General features: G+C 68.5%; 15 protein-coding genes. 8 read left to right on the forward strand and 7 right to left on the reverse strand.

Annotation, left to right across the window (positions count from 1 at the left end; genetic code table 11):
- The first annotated feature begins 67 nt into the window (after nt 1-67).
- A complete protein-coding gene (locus ACREPD_RS08260) occupies nt 68-982 on the forward strand; it encodes a LysR family transcriptional regulator (RefSeq protein WP_431598863.1) in 915 nt (304 codons plus the stop codon).
- A gap of 193 nt (nt 983-1175) precedes the next feature.
- The gene (locus ACREPD_RS08265; protein ID WP_431598864.1) at nt 1176-1709 is read left to right on the forward strand and encodes a hypothetical protein; all 534 of its coding nucleotides are present in this window, start codon (nt 1176-1178) and stop codon (nt 1707-1709) included.
- Here ACREPD_RS08265 and ACREPD_RS08270 read toward each other — a convergent pair.
- Nucleotides 1706-2329, reverse strand: coding sequence for a response regulator (locus ACREPD_RS08270; protein WP_431598865.1), 624 nt, complete (start codon nt 2327-2329; stop codon nt 1706-1708). The genes ACREPD_RS08265 and ACREPD_RS08270 overlap by 4 nt on opposite strands.
- 62 nt (nt 2330-2391) lie before the next feature.
- A complete protein-coding gene (locus tag ACREPD_RS08275; RefSeq protein WP_431598866.1) occupies nt 2392-5499 on the reverse strand; it encodes a sensor histidine kinase in 3108 nt (1035 codons plus the stop codon).
- A 161-nt stretch (nt 5500-5660) separates the two neighbouring features.
- On the opposite strand from ACREPD_RS08275, the gene ACREPD_RS08280 reads away from it, so the two are divergent.
- Nucleotides 5661-6146, forward strand: a complete 486-nt coding sequence (locus tag ACREPD_RS08280) for a hypothetical protein (RefSeq protein ID WP_431598867.1) — start codon at nt 5661-5663, stop codon at nt 6144-6146.
- A 189-nt stretch (nt 6147-6335) separates the two neighbouring features.
- Here ACREPD_RS08280 and ACREPD_RS08285 read toward each other — a convergent pair whose 3' ends face one another.
- Nucleotides 6336-6911, reverse strand: coding sequence for a DUF6624 domain-containing protein (locus tag ACREPD_RS08285; RefSeq protein WP_431598868.1), 576 nt, complete (start codon nt 6909-6911; stop codon nt 6336-6338).
- A 272-nt stretch (nt 6912-7183) separates the two neighbouring features.
- Here ACREPD_RS08285 and ACREPD_RS08290 point away from each other — a divergent pair, with 272 nt between their 5' ends.
- The 5 genes from ACREPD_RS08290 (at nt 7184) to ACREPD_RS08310 (ending at nt 16663) form a co-directional block, all read left to right on the forward strand.
- A complete protein-coding gene (locus tag ACREPD_RS08290; RefSeq protein WP_431598869.1) occupies nt 7184-7816 on the forward strand; it encodes a TetR/AcrR family transcriptional regulator C-terminal domain-containing protein in 633 nt (210 codons plus the stop codon).
- 50 nt (nt 7817-7866) lie between these two features.
- Nucleotides 7867-8961: an efflux RND transporter periplasmic adaptor subunit gene (locus ACREPD_RS08295; RefSeq protein ID WP_431598870.1), complete on the forward strand. Its 1095-nt coding sequence runs from the start codon at nt 7867-7869 to the stop codon at nt 8959-8961.
- Nucleotides 8958-12023, forward strand: a complete 3066-nt coding sequence (locus ACREPD_RS08300) for an efflux RND transporter permease subunit (protein WP_431598871.1) — start codon at nt 8958-8960, stop codon at nt 12021-12023. The genes ACREPD_RS08295 and ACREPD_RS08300 overlap by 4 nt, the downstream gene beginning before the upstream one ends.
- Nucleotides 12024-12161: 138 nt before the next feature.
- Nucleotides 12162-14522, forward strand: a complete 2361-nt coding sequence (locus ACREPD_RS08305) for a TonB-dependent receptor (RefSeq protein ID WP_431598872.1) — start codon at nt 12162-12164, stop codon at nt 14520-14522.
- Nucleotides 14523-14539: 17 nt separating this feature from the next.
- Nucleotides 14540-16663 (forward strand): phosphocholine-specific phospholipase C, encoded by a 2124-nt coding sequence (locus ACREPD_RS08310; RefSeq protein ID WP_431598888.1) that lies wholly within the window; start codon nt 14540-14542, stop codon nt 16661-16663.
- Nucleotides 16664-16667: 4 nt separating this feature from the next.
- On the opposite strand, the gene ACREPD_RS08315 is transcribed toward ACREPD_RS08310, so the two are convergent.
- The 4 genes from ACREPD_RS08315 to ACREPD_RS08330 are packed head-to-tail and all read right to left on the reverse strand — an operon-like array spanning nt 16668 to nt 20317.
- Nucleotides 16668-17087 carry a VOC family protein gene (locus ACREPD_RS08315; protein ID WP_431598873.1) on the reverse strand — a complete coding sequence of 140 codons (420 nt, stop codon included), beginning with the start codon at nt 17085-17087 and terminating at the stop codon, nt 16668-16670.
- A 27-nt stretch (nt 17088-17114) separates the two neighbouring features.
- Nucleotides 17115-17555 carry a helix-turn-helix transcriptional regulator gene (locus ACREPD_RS08320; RefSeq protein ID WP_431598874.1) on the reverse strand — a complete coding sequence of 147 codons (441 nt, stop codon included), beginning with the start codon at nt 17553-17555 and terminating at the stop codon, nt 17115-17117.
- 9 nt (nt 17556-17564) lie between these two features.
- Nucleotides 17565-18149 carry a nicotinamide riboside transporter PnuC gene (gene pnuC, locus ACREPD_RS08325; protein WP_431598875.1) on the reverse strand — a complete coding sequence of 195 codons (585 nt, stop codon included), beginning with the start codon at nt 18147-18149 and terminating at the stop codon, nt 17565-17567.
- The gene (locus tag ACREPD_RS08330) at nt 18146-20317 is read right to left on the reverse strand and encodes a TonB-dependent receptor (protein ID WP_431598876.1); all 2172 of its coding nucleotides are present in this window, start codon (nt 20315-20317) and stop codon (nt 18146-18148) included. The genes pnuC and ACREPD_RS08330 overlap by 4 nt, the downstream gene beginning before the upstream one ends.
- Between the last annotated feature and the right edge of the window lie 22 nt (nt 20318-20339).

Below are 20339 nucleotides of genomic sequence, written 5' to 3' on the forward strand. Positions count from 1 at the left end.
CATGTTGCGCGGGCGTCCTGATGTTTCCGTGCCACAATCGCGACGAACTCGTTCGAAGGGATCGAACATGTTGTCTGCTGACGAACTGGCCCTGCTGGAGGCGATCCGCGAGAGCGGCAGCCTGTCGCGTGCCGCCGCACGGTTGGGCAAGGCGCCCTCCACCGTCTCGCACGCCGCCCGCCAGCTGGAGGCCCGCTTCGACGCTCTGCTGTTTGACCGCCGCCGTTACCGGCTGCAGCTCACCCCGGCCGGTCATCTGCTGGCCCAGGAAGCGGCGCGGCTGATGCTGGATGTGTCCCGGCTTACCCGCCGGGTCAAACAGGTGGCCGGCGGCTGGGAAGACCGCCTGTGGATCGTCACCGACGAAATACTGGAGTTCGACACGCTGCTGCCGGTGATCCAGGCCTTCGACGCGCTTGCCTCCGGAGTCACGCTGCGCATTACCCACGAAGTCCTCACCGGCACCTGGGAAGCGCTGCGCGATGGGCGCGCGGACCTGGTCGTGGGGGCCACCAATGAGCCGCCGGTGATTCCGGGCCTGCGCTGGTTCGAACTGGGGGTGATGGAATGGGTGTTCGCGGTGGCGCCGCATCATCCGTTGGCCAAGGCCGCCGAACCGGTGGATGCCTCAACGGTGCTGCAGCATCGCGCGGTGGTGGTGGCCGATACCTCCCGGAGAGTCGACGTGCGCGGCTACGGCGTACTCGGTGGCCAGCCTTCGCTGGCGGTGCCAAGCATGCAGGCCAAGATCCGCGCGCAATGCGAGGGGCTGGGTGTGGGTTGGTTGCCGCGCGACCGCGTGGCGGGCCTGCTCGCCAACGGCGCGCTGGTTGAAAAACGCATGGCCGATCCGCGCGAACCGAACCTGCTCTACGTGGCCTGGCGCGGTGATCATCAAGGGCGCGCGCTCGACTGGTGGCTGGCACAGCTCAAGCATGATCGTCTCGCGTCGCGGCTGGTGAAGGGCATCGAAGTCGCCTGAGCTGCTGCCCGGTCCTATGTGAAGTCACGGTCCAGCCTCCCATGCGGGTGCAGGGGCGGCATCGGTCGTTCGGGCGCGGGGGCACGCCCCCACATGGGGGAGGTACGGATAGTCCTGCCGGCGGCGGCCACCCGCATGCGCCGGCGCTACCCTTGCCAGCAGCACGACACGCGCCGTGCAACGGGAGAACGGCATGCTCGACCGGCTGGCAGTGCTCGATCAGATCCTGCAGGACCACGCCCCCGCATTGGGCCGGGACTTCCACCCCTATCGCAATCATGCTTACCGCGTGGCCAACTTCCACTGGTGCATGCTGCCTGGCACCGTGCAGGACCTGTATGCGCTATCCGTCGCGGTCGCGTTCCATGACCTTGGCATATGGACCGCAGGCACCTTCGACTATCTGGCGCCGTCCGAGGCGCTGGCCCGGCAGTACCTGCTCGAACAGGACCGGCCGGAACTGGTGCCGGTGGTGATAGCCATGATCAGCGAGCACCACCGGATATCGCGGGTACCGCGCGACCAGGACTGCCGCATCGAGGCGTTCCGCCGCGCCGACTGGATCGATGTATCGCTGGGGCTGCTTCGCTTCGACCTGCACCCGGATGACTTCCGCCGGGTCGTGGCGCGGTTCCCACGGCTGGGGTTCCATCTGCGCCTGGTGCAGTTCTCGCTGAGGCACGGGCTGCGCCATCCGCTGCGGCCGCTGCCGATGATGAAGCGCTAGTCGTCCAGCCGCACCAACCCGCGACGCAGGGCGATGTGGATCGCCTCGGTGCGTGTGCGTGCGCCGATCTTCTCGAAGATCCGCGCAAGGTGGGATTTCACCGTTTCCGAGGAAATGCCCAGGTCATTGGCGATGCGCTTGTTCTCCCAGCCCTGGGCCAGCGCGGCCATGATCGACTGCTCGCGCGCGGTCAGCGGTTCCTCGCCGAGATGCTGGGCGATCTCTTCCGATACTTCCGCCGACAGGCAACGCTTGCCCTGCGCCACGCGATGCAGCGCATCCACCAGTTCGCGGCGCAGTGAACTCTTGAGCAGATAGCCGCAGGCACCGGCCGCCAGCGCATCACGCGCATTGGCATCGCCACGGTAGGTGGTGAGGATGACCACGCGGGCGTTCGGGAACTCCGCACGCAGGCGTCGGGTCAGCTCGATTCCATCGACGCCGGGCATCTGCAGATCGACCAGGGCGATGTCCGGCAGCAGGCGCCGGTACTGTTCAATGCCGTCCAGTGCCTCGGCCGCTTCGCCGACCAGCTCCAGGCCGGGTTCCACGTCCAGCATGGAGGCGATGCCCTGGCGGATCAGGGGATGGTCATCGATGGTCAGGATGCGGAGGGTCATGGGCGAGGTCCCGGCGAGGAGAGCACCGTGCATCGCGGCGCGGTCCAACGCAAGCGCTTTCGTCAGCGCCGGAACATCCGCCAGCGTGGCAGCCGTACCCGCACCCGGGTGCCGCCGCCCGGCACGGCCTGCACCGTCAACGTGCCGCCGCACAGCGCCGCACGCTCACGCATTCCGGGCAGGCCCCAGTGCCCGTCGCTGCCGCCGTGGGCCACCACCGCGTCCTGGATGCCACAGCCATCGTCTTCGACCTCGACGGTGGTGTGGAGCAGTGCGTAGGTGATGCGCACGGTGATGCGCGATGCATCGGCGTGGCGGTTGGCGTTGGCGAACGCCTCGCGCACGATCCGGTACACCTCGCCCAGTTCGGGTTGGCGCCAGCGGCGCGGGCGCCCGCTGACCGCGAGCTCGAACGCGATCTCCGCCGGCAGCTCCAGCTGTGCCGGCAACGCGCGCACCGCCGTTTCCAGATCGTCGAATCCCGCGTCATCGCGGCGCAGTGCGCGGATGCGGTCGCGGCCTTCCACCAGGCCGGATTCCGCCTCTTCCAGCGCATGCACCAGCCCGGCTTCGGCGGCGGCGGCATCGCCCAGCGCCAGCCGGCGGCGCGAGGACTCGATGCGCAGCATCAGTGCCTGCACCGACTGCAGCAGCGTGTCATGCAGGTCGCGCGCGATCCGCTCGCGTTCGCCCACCCGCGCCCGGTACACGTGCTGCACGCGCAGCCGCGCCACGGCCACGCGCCAGCGTACGAACAGCCAGACCAGGGCGGCCAGCAGCCCCAGGCTGGCCAGCAAAAACCACGTGGTCTGCCAGAACGCGGGCAGTACCGTGACGTTGAACGACGCCTCCTGCGGCGACCAGGTGCCGCTGTCGTCGCTGGCGCTCAGGCGGAACCGGTACTCGCCCGGCGCCAGCCGGCTGTACAGCGCCTGGCGTCGCGTGCCGGCGTCGCGCCACGCGTTATCCACGCCATCGAGCCGGTAGCGGAAGCGGACCCGCTCAGGCACCCGCAGTGCCGGTGCGGTGTAGTCCACACGCAGGTCGCGGCTGCCGGCAGGCAGGCGCAGGTGCGCCGCGAGCGGCACGGGCGTGTCGTCGACCTGCACGCCCAGCAGCGACGGCGGCGGCGGTGCCACGGCGGGATTGCGCGTGATGTGGTCCGGGTCGATCCAGTGCACGCCACGGTCGGTGGCGAACCAGATTCGTCCCTGTGCATCGCCCTGCACCGACGATACGCCGCCGGTTTTCTCCGTGGTCCCACGCAGGCCGTCGAGCACGCCGAAGCGCTCGAACGCCACGGCATGGGAAGGATCGGCACGCCAGCGCTTCAGTTCCGCAGCGGGCACGCGGCTCAAGCCGCTGCGCCCGCCCAGCCACAGCTCGCCGTTGGGCCGCAGCAGGGTGCCGGTGGTGTGCTCGAAGCGTTCGCCCTCGCGCCCCAGCAGCCGGCGGAACGTGTTGCCGGCGCGCATCGATACCCCGCGCGCGGCGCCTGCCCAGAGCTCATCGCCATGGGCCTGCAGCACGCTGATGCGCCCAATGTCCGGGCCATCCTGCTTGAAGTCGCGGCGCTGCCCGTTCTCGAACACGCCGATCGTCTGCCCGGCGTCGGTCCATATCCGCCCCTGCGCGTCCTCCGCGAGCGCACGCGGGGTGACCCCAGGCTGCATGCCGTACTTGGCGTTCTGCATCTCCCATCTGCCGTCCTGCAGGCGCAGCAGGCCGCCGTTGAGTCGGCTCACCCACAGGCCGCCGGCGCGGTCGCTGGCGAGCATGCCGATCATTCCTTCGCCTTCCAGCTCCGGTGGCAGTGCAACCTTTTCCAGCCCGTGCGCTCCGAGCCGCGACAGCGTGCCATGTGCACCCCCCACCCATAGCGTGCCTGCGGCATCGCGATGCAGTGCCGTCACCCCTTCCATGTCCGGACCGCCCAGCTCGTCGATACGCGCACCACCGGCCCTGGTTGCATCGGGGGTGACCCACATCGGGCCACGGTCGGCGTTGCCGACCAGCAGCCGGCCATCGTTGCCCACCGCCATGGCGAAGGACTGGTCGCGGCGTGGCAGCGCGATCGCCGCCAGTGCGTTGTCGCGGAAGCGGTCGAGCCCGTTGGCGGTGCCGGTCCAGAGATTGCCTTCGCGGTCCTCGAACACGGTCCAGACCACTTCGGAACTCAGGCCCTGCGCGGGTCCGAAGTATTCGGGTGCCGGCAGGATCACGCCGCGCCCAGGTGGCAGCAACGTCTTTGGATCGCGCACACGTGCAATGCCACCGGCGGCGCTGAGCCACATGCTGCCATCGCGGTCGAAGCGCAGCCCGGCACCCTTGAATGCAGGTTCCAGCCAACTCACCGTGGCGTTGGGATGCCGCGGATCGGCATCCGCGCGCGCAAGCGGACGAACACCCCACTCATCGGCCACCCAGAGCGTGCCATCGGCCGCCTGGTCGAAATAAGGCGTCAGCACCGGCTTTGGATAGGCTTGGAATTGGGTAGCGCCCGGTGCCAGGTACACGATGCCGTAGTCCTGGTTCTCCGCGTACGCCATCCAGAGCCCACCCTGGTGGTCGGCGTAGATCCGTTTCGGTCGCCAGTCCGGTTTGAAGCCCATGTCCTGCGCGGATTTCCAGGTGTCGCTGGCTGCATCCAGCCAGACCAAGGCCACCGGCGTGATCGCCCACAGCCGCTGGCGCGCGTCACGTGCGAAGCCCATTACCGAGCCGAGCGGCACGTCATCGCGCTGGTACTCGTACTGGCCGGGCGCGGGACCACCCAAGCGGCTCATCCCGCCGTTGAAGTAGCCCACCCAGAGCGAGCCGTCGGCCTCGGCCTTCAGGCTCAACACATCGTCGTCGATCAGCGGCGTGCCGCCGGCCGTGGTGATGCGCTCGAAGCGCACGCCATCGAAGCGGTACAGGCCCTGCCGCGAGCCGAGCCAGAGCAGCCCGTCCGGCGTCTGTGCAATGGAGAAGATCTGCGCCGGTGCGCCTTCATTGGGCGTCCATCGGTCATGACGAAGCTGGGAAAGGGTGCGGTCCGGTGACAGCGCGTGGGCCATGGGCAGCGCACTGGTGATCGCCAGCGCGACGACCAGCAACAGCCGGCAGAAACCGCCGGGGCTCCTGTTCGTGACGTGCGCGGGTGCATGACGAACAGAACGGCTGGGCATGGCGGCAGACCAATGGAGCGGGTGCGCGATGCGCAGCCCGCAGCCGGGGGAGGTGTCGGCGGAGTATGCCATTTCCCGGGCAGTGCGCAGGGAGGCTTGGCATGGCGGGGCACGCTGCGCCATCATGCGCAGCCACCTTGGCGCGCCTCACGGATGAGCAGATGAGATTCGAATTCTTCGGGTTGGAGATTGTCCCCCAAACGACGCGGGGTCGCTGGCTGATGGTCGGCGCGATCGTACTGAGTGTGCTGATCATTCTCCCCAGCTTGAAAAAGCGCGGCGAGCAGGTTGCCAGGCAGACCGAGCGCGTGGCGGGCTTCGACATGCCGCCCGACATGAAGCCGGCGTGGAGCGAGCCCGCCAAACACCGCAGGATCGTGCTGGACCCGCGCGGCAGCATCGAGGTGGGCAGGCCCCTCAGGCGCGGATATCGCCTTGAAGAAGCGCAGGCGAAGGCGTTGATGGAAAGCTGCGTGCAGCGCGGCGGGCAGGTGATCAGTCGCGATGAGGCCACCAGGAAGTATCCCGGGCTGAGCAGGAACATCTACAACGATTCCCCGATCTGCATGCGCACCGACAACACGCCAACGCCCGCAGTGTCGTTCCTTCAGGGCGACCGGCTGCTCATCCAGATCGCCACCTACTGACCCAATCCCGCAAGGCGCCACCACGTCGGGACGCAGGGTTCAGCGTTTCACTTCCGGTGCATACGTCGTTTCGTTTCAATCGCCGTCGCAGCCCGGCTCCCATAACACCTTCACGTAGATGGTCCGGCACTTCCGCAGGCTTCGGTACCTGCTGCAACCAGCCATGCAGACCTGTCACGGCCCCCCATTTCACTGCTTGGTCTTGCACAGCATTTCACTGGCTATCGCTACGTAGTCGGAAAGCGGTCTCATGCCCATGGCCGCCCTTCGCGACTCCACTTGAGCGGGATCTTCAACTTCGTCCGGCAGCCACGCAGTGCCAACGCATCCCCCTTGGGTGCCGAATCGCTGAGGGATGTGCGTCCGGTCCCAAAGATAGGCAAATTGTTCTGGGTCCGCTTCCTTTGTCTCAACCAAGGGCTGCATCAACTCCAATGCTCGGCGCTGAAACTGTGGATGTCGATCAGCATGAAGGGCCAGCAGGGCAGCAGCATCGGCGGCCTTTTTGCCGACCACAGAGATGCGCGGCCAGCCCATCGACGTCATGATTTCATTGAGCCGATGCGTATTCTGCGCGTCAACTCTAAGCACTTCATTCACATCGACCTTTTGTGCGCTCCTTACCTCCTGGTCCTTCTCCTCCATCGCGATCAACTCTTCAGCAATTCGGCTCGCATCGGGACGTGCAACCTGGGCGACCGCACGTCCACCAAGCAACGAAGCACAAAAAATAAGCAACACACACCGGATAACGTTTCCCTGCACAAAGCCCTCCTTTTCAATCTGATTCGGTGCTGCATGCCCCTACAGGCCCCTCATGGTGTACCGGCTGCGGCCGCACGGGCACGCCACCCTATCCATCACCGGAGGGTTGAATGGACGCAGCATATCGGCGGGGCCGACGGCGCGGTAGAGCCACGCCCTGCGTGGCTTCGCGGTCCCGAACGAAGCGCAGCCACGCATGGCGTGGCCCTACTTGCGGGACTCTGCCTAACACTGTTAGATTCGCCCCTAACAACGTTAGGTAGAAGCCCCCAGTGCGTCAGCCCATCGCCCGGGACAACATCGTCGGTGCCGCCTTCAAGATCCTCGACGAGGCCGGCATGGAGGGGGTGACCCTGCGCAAGGTGGCCTGCACGCTGGGCATCCGCGCGCCTTCGCTGTACTGGCACTTCAAGAGCAAGCAGGCGCTGGTGGATGCCATGGCCGACGCCATGATCGTGGAGGTGGCCCGCCACATTCCCGAGGGCCAGGCCTGGCGGCAGACCCTGCTGCAGATCGCGCGCGAGTTCCGGGTGGCGTTCAAGGCCCGCCGTGATGGCGCGCGGGTGTATGCCGGCACGTTCCTGGCCACCGAGAACGTGCTGCGTGTGGGCGAGGCGAGCATCGCCGTGCTGGTCGGTGCGGGCGCTTCGGTGCGCTTTGCCGCGACCACGTCCATGGACCTGGTGTATTACGCGATGGGCTTCGTCATCGAAGAACAGTCGTGGCCCGGCGACGGCAGCATGGAAGCGCTGGGCGAGGCCTTCATGGCGCTGGCCGAGCAGCGTTTCCCCCATTGCTGGGAGGCCCGTGACGTCTGGAGCGAGGTCGATTTCGACACCCGCTTCGAGCAGGGCCTCGGGCTGATGCTCGACGGCATCGAACTGCGCCTGGCCCGCGCCCCCTGATTCGGTTTCATTTTCCCTTGTTCCCGCTGTTCCGACACGGAAGCTCATCCATGCGTGCACCTCTTCTCCGCAGCTCGCTGCTCCTGCTCACCCTCGCCCTGCTGGCGGCCTGCGGTGGCAAAGACGACAAGGCGGCCGACGCCGCCGCCACCTCGGCGCTGCCGGTCTCGTTGGCCGTTGCCCAGCAACAGCAGATGGCGCGCACCGTGCTGGTCTCCGGCCCGGTGACGGCCTGTGAGGAAATGCAGCTCGGCGTCGAAATCAGCGGCCAGCGCGTCACCGCGCTGCCGGTGGACGTGGGCCAGTGGGTCAAGCAGGGCCAGGTGCTGCTGCAGCTGGACCACCGCACCCTGGACAGCGAACTGGCGCAGGCCGATGCCTCGCTGAAGCAGGCGCAGGCCTCGCAGGAACTGGCACGCCTGAACTACGAGCGCAGCGCCAAGCTGGCGGCCGAGAAGCTCATCAGCGAAAGCAGCCTGGACGAGCTGCGCGCCGCCCGCATCAATGCCGAGGCGCAGACCGCCACCGCGCGTGCCGCACGCGATGCGGCGAAGCTCCGCCGCGAGTTCGCCGACCTGCGCGCGCCGGCCGACGGCCAGATCTCCAAGCGCCTGGTCCAGCCCGGCCAGGTGGTATCGGCCGGCACCGAGCTGCTGCGGCTGATCCGCGACGGTCGCCTGGAATGGCGCGCCGAACTGCCCGAGGACCAGCTGACCGGCGTGGCCGTGGGAAACACCGTGGAGCTGCCCTACGCCGACGCGGTGGTCAGCGGCCGCATCCGTGCGGTCACCCCGGGCGTGGACGCCCAGACCCGCACCGGAACGATCTTTGCCGACCTGCCCGAGCCGGGCACGCTCAAGCCGGGCGTGTATGTCGAAGGCCGCATCGTCACCGGCCAGGGCGACGTGCTGACCATCCCGACCGCCGCCATCGTGCAGCGCGACGGCCACAGCTACGTGTTCACCGTGAACGACAAGCAGCAGGCCGCGCGTTTGCGCGTGCGTACCGGCCAGGCCGTGCAGGGCCGCACCGCGATCCTCGAAGGGCTGAAGGCCGGCGACCGTGTGGTGGTCGAGGGCGCCGGCTTCCTGGGTGAAGGCGACCGCGTGCGCGTGGTGGCCGATGCCAAGGCGAGCGCCAAATGAATATCTCCGCCTGGGCGATCAAGCGCCCGTTGCCCGCGCTGCTGATCTTCTTCGTGCTGTGCGTGGCCGGCCTGTGGGGCTTCCACCAGCTGCCCGTGGCCCGCTTCCCCGACATCGCCTTCCCGATGACCACCGTGACCGTCACCCAGCCGGGCGCTTCGCCCAGCCAGCTGGAGGCCGAGGTCACCCGCAAGGTGGAGGATTCGGTGGCCACGGTGAACAACGTCAAGCGCGTGATCTCCTCGGTCAACGAAGGCGTGAGCACCACCACCATCGAATTCCAGCTGGAGGCCGACCTGGCCACCGCGCTGGATGACACCCGCGATGCGGTCACCCGCATCCGCACCGACCTGCCGCAGGACATCCAGGAACCGGTGATCTCGAAGGTCGACATCGGCGGCTCGCTGATGACCTACGCCCTGGTCGCGCCGCACATGACACCGGACGAGGCCAGCTGGTTCGTCGACCGCGACGTGTCGCGCGCGATGTACGGCGTGCCTGGTGTGGCGCGGGTCACCCGCGTGGGCGGCGTACAGCGCCAGGTGCGCGTGGACCTGGACCCCAACGCGCTGATCGCGATGGGCATCACCGCCGGTGACGTGTCGCAGCAGCTCGCGCGCATCCAGGTGGAACGTGCCGGCGGCAAGGCCGAGATCGAAGGCGCCCAGCAGACCATCCGCACCCTCGGCACCGTCGGCGATGCGCAGGCCCTGCGCGACTACTCCATCGCGCTGCCCGATGGCCGCGCCGTGCGCCTGTCCACCCTGGCCACCGTGACCGACGCCGCCGCCGACCCGACCGAGGCGGCGCTGCTGGATGGCAAGACGGTAGTGGCGTTCTCGATGTCGCGGACGCGCGGCTCCAGCGAAGTGAAGGTCGAGGCCGGTGTGCACAGCGCACTCGACCAGCTCAAGGCCACCCACCCGGGTATCGACTTCCGGCTGGTCACCACCGCCATCGACGAGACCCACCGCTCCTACGACTCGTCGATGACCATGCTCTACGAGGGCGCGCTGCTGGCGCTGCTGGTGGTGTGGTTGTTCCTGCGCGACTGGCGGGCCACGTGGGTGTCCGCGCTGGCGCTGCCGCTGTCGATCATTCCCACCTTCGCGGTCATGTACTTCTTCGGCTTCACGCTGAACATGATCACGCTGCTGGCGCTGTCGGTGGTGGTCGGCATCCTGGTCGACGATGCGATCGTGGAGATCGAGAACATCGTGCGCCACCTGCGCATGGGCAAACCGCCGCTGGAGGCCGCGCGCGAAGCCGCCGGCGAGATCGGCAACGCGGTGATCGCCACCTCGCTGACGCTGGCGGCGGTATTCGTGCCGGTGGCGTTCATGCCCGGCATCGCCGGCAAGTTCTTCCGCGAGTTCGGCTGGACCGCTGCCACCGCCGTGCTGTTCTCGCTGCTGGTGGCGCGCCTGCTCACCCCGATGATGGCGGCCTACCTGCTCAAGCCGCATGGCGAAGAGAAGCCGGAATCGAAGCTGATGACGTGGTACCTGGGCTGGGTCGACAAGGCGCTGCGCCACCGCGGCATCACCCTGTGGCTGGCCACCGCGCTGTTCGTCGGCTCGCTGGCGCTGATTCCGTTCATCCCGGCCACCTTCATTCCGCAGTCGGATCTGGGCCGCAGCAACCTCAACCTGGAACTGCCGCCGGGCACGCGCCTGCAGGAAACCGTGGCGGTGGCCGAACGCGCCCGCGCGCTGCTCAAGGACATGCCCGAGCTGAAGCAGGTCTACACCGCCGTGGGCGCCGTGCTCGACCTGGGCGACCCCAGCGCCACCGGCGTGGGCGAAGCGCGCAAGGCGACACTGGTGCTGGACTGGGGCCTGGCCGATGACCGCGACCGCGACCAGCGCGCACTGGAACGCGATGCCCGCCAGCGTCTGGCCGACCTGCCCGGCGTGCGCGTGAGCTATGTCAGCTCCGAGCCGGGCAACCTGCTGCAGCTGGTGCTGTCCGGCGACGACCCGCAGCGCCTGCAGGAAGCGTCCACCGCACTGGAGCGCGACCTGCGCGGGATCCAGGGGCTGGGCAGCGTGACCTCGACCGCCTCGTTGTTGCGCCCGGAACTGCAGATCGTGCCCAACGCCGCGCGCGCGGCCGATCTCGGCGTCGCCACCCAGGACATCGCCGAAGCGGCGCGCATCGCCACCGCCGGTGATTACGAACAGCGCCTGGCCAAGCTCAACCTGCCCGATCGCCAAGTACCGATCCGCGTCGGCTTCGCCGAGGAAACGCTGGCCAATCCGGCGCTGATCGGGCAGCTGCGCGTGCCCGGGCGTGACGGTGCGGTGCCGCTCGCGGCCGTGGCCGAGATCCGCCAAGGCAGTGGCCCCTCGCAGATCTCGCGCTACCAGCGCCAGCGCAACGTGACCCTGACCGCCGAACTCAACGGCCGCCCGCTGGGCGATGTGATGACCGAAGTGCAGGCGCTGCCCAGCGTCAAGCAGTTGCCGCCGGGCGTGACCTTCCTCAATACCGGCGACGCCGAAGTGTTCGTGGAACTGTTCATCGGCTTCATGCTGGCGATGGCCGCGGGGTTGATCTGCATCTACATGGTCTTGCTGCTGCTGTTCAACCACGCGCTGATGCCGGTCACCATTCTGGCAGCGGTGCCGCTGTGTGCCGGCGGTGCGTTCGGTGCATTGCTGATCACCCAGAACATGCTCTCGCTCCCGGCGTTGATCGGCTTGCTGATGCTGATCGGTATCGCCACCAAGAACTCCATCCTGCTGGTGGACTACGCGGTGATGGCCGAGGACGAGCACGGCATGAGCCAGCACGATGCGTTGATTGATGCCTGCCGCAAGCGCGCGCAACCGATCGTCATGACCACGCTGGCGATGGGCGCCGGCATGATGCCGATCGCGCTCGGTTTCGCCGGTGACTCCAGCTTCCGCGCCCCGATGGCGATTGCCGTGATCGGCGGCCTGATCACCTCCACGCTGCTCAGCCTGATCGTCATTCCGGCCGCGTTTACCGTGATGGACGATCTGGGCGAGTGGATGTCGCGCAGGTTCCGTCGTCGCTCCACGCACGGCGCACATTGAGGAAAACAAGGGCGCGCATGACGAAAAACCCCGTCGTGCGCGCCGTCACAACGTCGCGATATCGCGCACTTCATGTCATGGCCACGTAACCCCCGCTGCCAATACTGCCGGCCGACCCCACTGCCGCGCCCATGACCCATGTCGATTGCTGGCCGTTATCCCCGCGTCTCCCTGCTTGCCCTCATGCTCACCGCCACCGTGCAGGCCATGGCCGCCGAACCGGCCCCTGCCGATGACGCGCGCACGCTGGACCAGGTGCAGGTCATCGGCCAGGCCACCAGCTTCGCCAAGACCACCGTCAGCCAGGAAACCCTGCAGCGCCAGCAGATCCTGGGCAGCGTCAACAACGCGCTCAACGAACTGCCCGGCGTGGTGGTGAGCGAAGCCGACGCCACCGGTTCCTCGGTATGGGGCACGCAGATCAGCATGCGCGGCTTCGTCACCAACCGTGATACGCAGCAGATCGGCACCACCATCGATGGCCTGCCCAACGGCGGCTCCGGCTACGGCGGCGGCTCGCTGGCCAACCGCTACATCGATACGTTGGATCTGGAGACGATCGAAGTCAGCCAGGGCACCGCGGACATCTCCTCGCGTTCCAACGAAGCGCTCGGTGGCACGCTCAACTTCCTCACCAGCGACCCGCTGCAGGAACAGCGCCTGCGCATGGTTGCCGGTGGCGGCGACAACGACGCCCGCAAGTACTACGTGCGCTACGACACCGGCGTGCTCGGCGGCAACACCCGCGCGTGGATCAGTGCCTCTTCGGCGCGCGTCAACGACTGGATCGACGGCAGCGGCCATGTCAGCAACGACCATCTCGCCGCGAAGTTCATCACCGAACTGGATCGCTGGACGCTGAGTGGCTACGCCTCGTACAACGACGCCGACGAACCCGAATACACCAGCGTCACCCCCGAAGCCTTCGCCATCAACCCCGACCGCGACGGTTTGACCGGCACGCTCACCGGCATTCCGTACCTGGACCAGAACTTCCGTTCCGGCTCGCGCGCGCTGCGCGAGAACACCTTCGGCTACCTGCGCGGCGCGTTCGACAGCGGCAACGGCTTCAAGCTCTCGCTCACCGGCTACGCGCACAAGATGGAAGGCCGCGGCGACTGGCTGCCGCCCTACCTGGTGCAGGCACGCAACGATGGCGCGGGTGCGCCGGAATCGGAGTACCTCGGCGGCAGCACCGTGTACGGTGGCAGCGCGCTGGGCCAGTTCTACTTCGTCAATCCCGACGGCAGCGCCGCGCAGCTGCGCGCCGGCTGCGTGCCGCGCGCCGGTTTCACTGCCGAGTACGACCCCAACTGCTACGCGCCGGGCGTGCAGGGTGTGCAGTCCTACCGCCATTCGCACTACGACAACGACCGCGCCGGTTTCACCGCCGACATGGAGTGGAAGCAGACCTTGGGCAGCGTGGACAACACCGTGCGCGCCGGCGTCTGGCTGGAGCAGTTCGACCGCAGCGTGCGCCGCGACTGGCACCGCCTGCTCAACGTCGGCACCGACATCAGCTTCGACCACCAGCCGTACTGGGTGCAGTTCGAAGACCGCTACAAGACCGATGAGCAGATGTATTACGTCGAGGACGTGGCGCGCTTCGGTCCGTTCAGCGCCCGCCTGGGCGTCAAGCAGTTCTTCGTCGACCAGAAGCGCAACCGCGTGATCGGCAGCGCCGAGAACGTGCGCTCGGATTCGAAGTCCGACCCGCTGATCTCCGCCGGCGGCACCTGGACGCTGCCCGTGGAAGGGCTGGAACTGTTCGGCGGCTTCTCGCAGAACTTCGCGGCCATTCCGTCCGGTGTGCTGGGCGAAACCGATGCACAACGCTTCTCGCGGGTGGAACCGGAGACGGCCGACAACATCGAGCTCGGCCTGCGCGTGAGCCGCTGGCCCTTGACCGGCTCGCTGACCCTGTACAACATCAAGTTCGACAACCGCATCGTCTACCTGCCCGCGCGGCTGGCCGATGGCATCGACTACCTGGACGAGACCGATGGCGTCTACGAGAACTTTGGTGGCGTGGAAAGCACCGGCCTGGAAGCCGCGCTCGGCTATGGCTGGGACAATGGCTGGCGCATCAACGGTGCCTACACCTACAACCGCTCCAAGTACCTGGGCAGCGGCAACGTGGCGCGCGACACCGAACTGGGCATCGTCGATGGGGCGCAGGTGATCGGCCAGCCCAAGCACGTGCTGGTGGTCTCCGCCGATTGGCAGGGCGATACTTGGAACTTCGGCCTGTCCGGGCGCTACCTGGGTGAGCGTTACCTGGATGCGGCCAACGACAACCGCCTGCCTTCGGCCACGGTGTTCAACGCCAACATCGGCTTCGACCTGCAGAGCCTGTCGCCGAAGCTGAAGGGCGTGGGCGCCAGCTTCGTGGTCAGCAACCTCACCGACCGCCGCTACCTGGCCGGTGTGGATGGCAGCGACTCGGCCTTCATCGGTGCACCGCGCACCGTGGGCTTCTCGGTCCGGGTCGACCTGTGAGCCCAGCGCGCCCGCCCGTGACCGACAGCGGCCGCCGCCGGCTGCTGCAGGCCGGGCTGGCCGGTGGCCTGGCGGCCCTGATGCCGAGCATCGCGCGGGCGGCGGCGATCGCGCCGTACGCGCGCAGCCGCAGCCTGGAGGACGTGCAGCACATCGTGGTGTTCATGCAGGAGAACCGCTCCTTCGACCACTACTTCGGCACGCTGCCCGGCGTGCGCGGCTTCGGCGACCGCTTCGTGGTGCCGGCCGCGCCGCTGGCGGCCGGCCAGCCACGCCGCAACGTGTGGCTGCAGCCGAACGCCGCCGGCACCCACGGCATCGCGCCGTTCCCGCTGGATACCGCCGCGCACTTCGGCTACATGCGCGTGGAAGGTACCCCGCACACCTGGCCCGACGCGCAGCGTGCGTGGGACCACGGGCGCATGGCGCACTGGCCGGCGGCCAAGCAGGACCACGCGATGGGCTACTTCCGCCGCGACGACATGCCGTTCCAGTTCGCGCTGGCCGACGCCTTCACCGTGTGCGATGCCTACCACTGCGCGATGCAGGCGGGCACCAACCCGAACCGGCTGTTCCTGTGGACCGGGCACAACGATCCGCACGCACGCGGCGGCGGCCCGGCCGTGGCCAACTCGCACGACAATTTCCCGGAACTGGGCGGCAATCCGGATTCCTACACCTGGACCACCTATGTCGAACGCCTGCAGCGCGCGGGCATCGACTGGCGGATCTACCAGGACATGGCCGACAACTTCACCGACAACCCGCTGGCCGGCTTCGAGTCGTTCCGGCAGGCATGGCGGGGCGCCCCGGGCCATGACGCCGCCCTGCGCGAGCGCGGCGTCAGCACGCGCGGCCTGGTGCAGCTGCGCGAGGATGTGCTCAAGGGGCAGCTGCCGCAGGTGAGCTTCATCATTGCCGATGCCGCCGGCAGCGAACATCCCGGGCCGTCCAGCCCCGCGCAGGGCGCGGCGTATACCGCACGCGTACTGGACGCGCTGACCGCCGACCCGGAGGTCTGGAGCCGCACCGCGCTGCTGCTGATGTTCGACGAGAACGATGGGTTCTTCGATCACGTACCGCCGCCGGCACCGCCATCGGCCGACACAACGTCACGCAGCGGTTGGGCCGGCGCGTCGGCAGTGTCCACCGACGGCGAGTATCACCAGCATCCGTCGCCGGGCAACGAGAAGGCCGATCCGCTCGACCTGCGCGGCCGTCCGTACGGACTCGGCCCACGCGTGCCGCTGTACGTGATCTCGCCGTGGAGCCGCGGCGGCTGGGTGGATTCGCAGGTGTATGACCACACCTCCGTGATCCGCCTGATCGAACGCCGCTTCGGCGTGGCCGCGCCCGAGCTCTCGCCGTGGCGGCGCGCCGTGTGCGGTGACCTCACCGGTGCCTTCGATTTCACCGCGTCCGATGCGCGCCCGTTCCTGGCCTCGCTGCCCGCAACGGCGGCGGTGGCCGCCCGCGCGGCGGCGCTACCCGGGCGCACGGTGCCGCAGCTGCCGGTGGACCTGGTGCCCGCCCAGCAGGAACCCGGCGTGCGCCCGGCGCGCGCCTTGCCGTACCGCCCACAGGCGGAGATCGCGCCGGGTGCCGACACCACCACCGTGCAGCTGACATTGGGCTGCGAAGGCGCGGCGGCGGTACTGCATGTCTACGACCGCCTGCGCCTGGAGGCGATTCCGCGCCGCTACACCGTGGCGCCCGGTGCGCCCCTGCAGGACCAGTGGCCGATACACGCAGGGGAAGGCTACGACCTGTGGTTGCTGGGGCCGAACGGCTTCCACCGCCAGTTCCGTGGCGACGCCGACGCAGCTGCACCAGTGCAGGCGTCGGTGAGCGGGGAGGGTGAGCAGCTGAAGCTGCAGTTGAACAACACCACGAACACCGCGCAGGCGGTCACGCTGCGCGCCGCCGTCTACGCGGGCCGCATGCCGCAACGGGAGTTGCAGTTGGCGCCGGGGCAGGCGCTGGAGATCCGCTGGAACGCCGCGCCCACGGCAGGCTGGTACGACCTTGAGGTGCTGCAACCCGGCGGGATGCAGCGCTTGGCCGGCCGCATCGAAGACGGCCGGCCGGGCAGTACCGACCCGGCGCTCGGCACCGGGGCGATGCGCTTCCTGCTGGACTGAAAAACTACGCCACCGCCGCGGCGGCGCGTTCGATCAGCTTCCAGCCATTGCCGGAAGGATCGCGGAAGCCGGCGTCCACCGTGCCGTAGCGCTCCACCGGTTCCTGCATGAATTCCACGCCCGCCGCGCTCAGCCGTTCATGGGTGGCGCGGCAGTCGTCCACGGTGAGCACCAGCGGCGGCATCGCGCCCTTGGCCACCAGCGCATTCAGCGCCTGCGCGGTCGCGGCGTCGTGGACCGGCGGGCCGGGGCGGAACAGGCCCAGCTGGAAGCCGGGTTGCTGCGGGTGCTGCACGGTCAGCCAGCGGTAGTCGCCGTTGCCCACGTCGCTGTGCACGACGAAGCCGAGCTTGCCCACGTAGAAATCCAGCGCTTCCTGCTGGTCGCGCACGTACACACCCACTACTTCAATGCCCTGGTTCATATGACCTCCGCTGTGTGAGCGTCCTTTTTACTCCCGACCCGACCGCTGCCGCTTCTCCGAAACTGAGGTCTTGAGGTCCGGGCGGCCCGCCGCGCGGGCGATGCACTCCGGGGCCTGCGCATTGGCCCCGGGCGACAGGCTGGCGCGCAGCTCGCCCGGGCTCTGCCCGGTGATGTCGCGGAAGATCCGCCCGAACGTGCCCAGGCTGCTCCAGCCGGTCTGCAGCGCGATCTCGGTGATGGGCAGCTCGGTGTCGCGGCACAGCGCCACCGCACGTTCGATCCGCCGGGTGAGCAGGTAGCGGTGCGGTGGCAGGCCGAACGCCTGGCGGAACTGGCGCGCGAAGTAGGCCTCGGAGACCGCGCTGACCTCGGCCAGCCGCGCGATCGGCCACGCCTCGTGCGGGGCGCGGTCCATCCGGTCCTTGGCCCGCAGCAGGCGGCGCAGCAGTTCAGGGGTCTGGTTCATGCCCGCAGGCTAACGCGGTTTGAGTGCAGCCTCTGCATGGCTGGCCGCCGTCCATGCCCTCAGCCCCATCACCGCCATGCCGACGAACACCAGGTACAGCCCGGCGGTCACGTCCAGTGACTTGACCAGGTACATGGCCACGTACACCACGTCGACCACGATCCACAGCCACCACGTAGCGACATGGCGCCGGGCCTGCCACCACTGCGCCACCAGGCTCAGTGCCGCCAGCATCGCGTCCAGCCACGGCAGCGCGGCATTGGTCCAGGTGTGCATGGCCGCGCCCAGCGCGATGCCGAACACCACGCCCACCGCCAGGTCACGCAGCAGCGTGCCGCGCGGCAGCGGCGCGATGACGATGGCGCCGTCCTGTTCGGCATGGCGGTGCCAGCTGAGCCAGCCGTACAGCAGGAAGCCACCGAACGCGACCTGCAGCAGCGTGTCCGAGTACAGCCTGGCCTCGATGAACACCACCGCGTACAGCCCCACCGCCACCAGGCCTACCGGCCAGGCCAGCATGCGCCGGCGCGCCATCAGCCAGACCCCGAGCAGGCTGGCCACCACCGCCGACCATTCGAGCACGGCCGGGTTCATAGCCCGACCGTCACCGACAGGCGCGCCTGGCGCGGTGCACCGGCGAACAGGTAGTAATCGCCGTAGCTGCTGCCGGTATCACGCCAGTAGAAGCGGTCGAACACGTTGTCCACCGCGAGCGTCCAGGTCACCGGATGTTCGCGCAGCGCGTGCCGGAAGCGCAGGCCCGCATCGAACACCGAATACGCCGGTGCCTTCACGCTGCCATCCACCGTGGCCGCATTGGAGGACGCGTAGCGCCAGCCGCCGCTCACGTCCAAACCGGGTGCGAAGGGCAGCGCGTAGTCCACGTGCACCGCGGCGCGCACCTTGGGCACGTTCACCAGCTGCTGGCCGTCGTAGAACGCCGTGCCGGCATCGCGGGCGCGCGCCTGCAGCACGCTGGCGCTGGCGGTCAGCGCCAGCCGCTCGGTGAGCTGCCCGTTGCCGCTCAGCTCCAGCCCGGTGTGGGTCTGGGTGCCTTCCTGCACGAAGGTGAAGCCGGCCTCGCTGTCATCGGGCTTGGCGTACTGGAACGGCTGGCTGGTGCGGAACACGGCGGCGCCCAGCATCAGCCCGTCGGTGGCCGCGTACTTGACGCCCACCTCGCGCTGGCGCGACTGCATGGCGGGCAGGAAGGCGCTGCCGTTGGACGTCCAGAACGGCGCTTCCTGGCCCAGCGACAGGCCTTCCACGTAGCTGGCGTAGACGTTGAGCTGGTCGGTGGCCTTCCACACCAGTGCCGTCTGCGGCAGGAACTGCGACATGCGGCTGTGCCGTTCCGGCGTGCCGCGCTTGTCGTAGGCGCGCTCGTCCAGGCGCACGTAGCGGCCGCCGGCCAGCCACTGCCAGTCGTCGCCGATGCTGATCCGGTCCAGCGCGAACAGCGCGCGTTGCCAGCTGTCCAGGCGGCGTGCCGACGGGCCCGGCTGCAGCGGCGAGGGATCGAACACCGGCACCTGCGCGTCGTCGATGTTGGCGGTGCCGACGTACTCGTTCACGTTCTGTCGCTTGTCCACCGTGCGGTGGAACGCGCTCAGCCCGACCGACAGTTCGTGCGTGAGCGCGCCGGTGGCGAAGTGCCCGCGCAGCTCGGCGCGCAGCTCGTCATTGCGGCGCGTGTCGTCGGGGCTGCGGTAATCGTAGATGTCGTAGTCGCCATCCGGTGCGAAGTAATTGCCCGGCGTGCTGCCATCGGCGCAGGCGGCGGCGTAGTAGCAGCCGTAGGCGAAGGCGACGTTGTCGTCGATCACCGAGCGGCTGTGGCCGAGCGACACGCGCGACTGCCAGTCCGGGCTGAAATCGTAGGTATGCAGCGCGGTGATGTTGGTGCTGTCGATGCCCACCGGCTGCTGCCACGGCTGGTGGCCGAGCATGCGGCTGCGGTCCACGCCGCGCGGCAGCGCGCTGCCCCCCAGCAGCTGGTAGCCCGACGCCGAGCGCTGCGCGCTGGTCTGGTAGTTGGCGTCCACTTCCAGCTTGCCGTGTTCGCCGATCAGCCAGTCGGCGGCCAGCGAGTAGAAATTGCGGCGGCCGTCGGCATGGTCGATGTACGACGCGCTGTCATCCCAGGCGGCATTGAAGCGCAGCCCGAAGCGCGGCGTGAGCCAGCGGCCCACGTCCACCGCGGCATAGCGCGAGCCTTCCGAATCGGTGGCCAGCGTGACGTTGGTGATGTCGGTGGGGCGCTTGCCCACGTAGTTGATGATGCCGCCCGGCGCCATCACGCCTGCGGCCAGGCCGGCCTCGCCCTTGAGGATTTCCACCTGCTGCACGTTCTCCAGCGCCAGCCGCTGTTCGCCGGCGATGGACAGGCCGTTGAAGCGGTAGCCGGTGGCCGGGTCCAGCGCGAAGCCGCGAATGGCGATGTTCTGGTAATAGCCGACCGGCGCGTAGCTGTCGCCCAGCGACGCATCGTGGCGGGCCAGTTCCGACAGCGTGCGCACCTGCAGGCGGTCGAGCACGGCGGCGTCGAGCACGTTCACCGAGGCCGGCGTGTTCTTCCAGTCGGCGCTGCCAAAGCTGCTGGACGGCGGAAGGGCCGCGGCGGGCTTGCGTGCCTGCACGCGGACACCGGCCAGGTCGGTAGGCGAACGCTCGCCCGTGCCGGCATCGGCCTCACTGGCATGGAGCGGCAGCGCGGCGCAGAGGGCGGCGGTCAGGAGCGTGAGGCGGTAGCAGCGGTTCATTCGAGTCGTCATCAGCCAAAGG

Source organism: Stenotrophomonas sp. (assembly GCF_050737075.1).
GTDB lineage: Bacteria > Pseudomonadota > Gammaproteobacteria > Xanthomonadales > Xanthomonadaceae > Stenotrophomonas.

Excerpts from the sequence above, each read along its gene's own strand:
- ACREPD_RS08330 (WP_431598876.1), bottom strand. The coding sequence starts at position 20,317 with ATGAACCGCTGCTACCGCCTCACGCTCCTGACCGCCGCCCTCTGCGCC.
- ACREPD_RS08260 (WP_431598863.1), top strand. The coding sequence starts at position 68 with ATGTTGTCTGCTGACGAACTGGCCCTGCTGGAGGCGATCCGCGAGAGC.
- ACREPD_RS08315 (WP_431598873.1), bottom strand. The coding sequence starts at position 17,087 with ATGAACCAGGGCATTGAAGTAGTGGGTGTGTACGTGCGCGACCAGCAG.
- ACREPD_RS08295 (WP_431598870.1), top strand. The coding sequence starts at position 7,867 with ATGCGTGCACCTCTTCTCCGCAGCTCGCTGCTCCTGCTCACCCTCGCC.
- ACREPD_RS08320 (WP_431598874.1), bottom strand. The coding sequence starts at position 17,555 with ATGAACCAGACCCCTGAACTGCTGCGCCGCCTGCTGCGGGCCAAGGAC.
- ACREPD_RS08305 (WP_431598872.1), top strand. The coding sequence starts at position 12,162 with ATGTCGATTGCTGGCCGTTATCCCCGCGTCTCCCTGCTTGCCCTCATG.
- ACREPD_RS08265 (WP_431598864.1), top strand. The coding sequence starts at position 1,176 with ATGCTCGACCGGCTGGCAGTGCTCGATCAGATCCTGCAGGACCACGCC.
- ACREPD_RS08275 (WP_431598866.1), bottom strand. The coding sequence starts at position 5,499 with ATGCCCAGCCGTTCTGTTCGTCATGCACCCGCGCACGTCACGAACAGG.
- ACREPD_RS08300 (WP_431598871.1), top strand. The coding sequence starts at position 8,958 with ATGAATATCTCCGCCTGGGCGATCAAGCGCCCGTTGCCCGCGCTGCTG.
- pnuC (WP_431598875.1), bottom strand. The coding sequence starts at position 18,149 with ATGAACCCGGCCGTGCTCGAATGGTCGGCGGTGGTGGCCAGCCTGCTC.
- ACREPD_RS08270 (WP_431598865.1), bottom strand. The coding sequence starts at position 2,329 with ATGACCCTCCGCATCCTGACCATCGATGACCATCCCCTGATCCGCCAG.
- ACREPD_RS08280 (WP_431598867.1), top strand. The coding sequence starts at position 5,661 with ATGAGATTCGAATTCTTCGGGTTGGAGATTGTCCCCCAAACGACGCGG.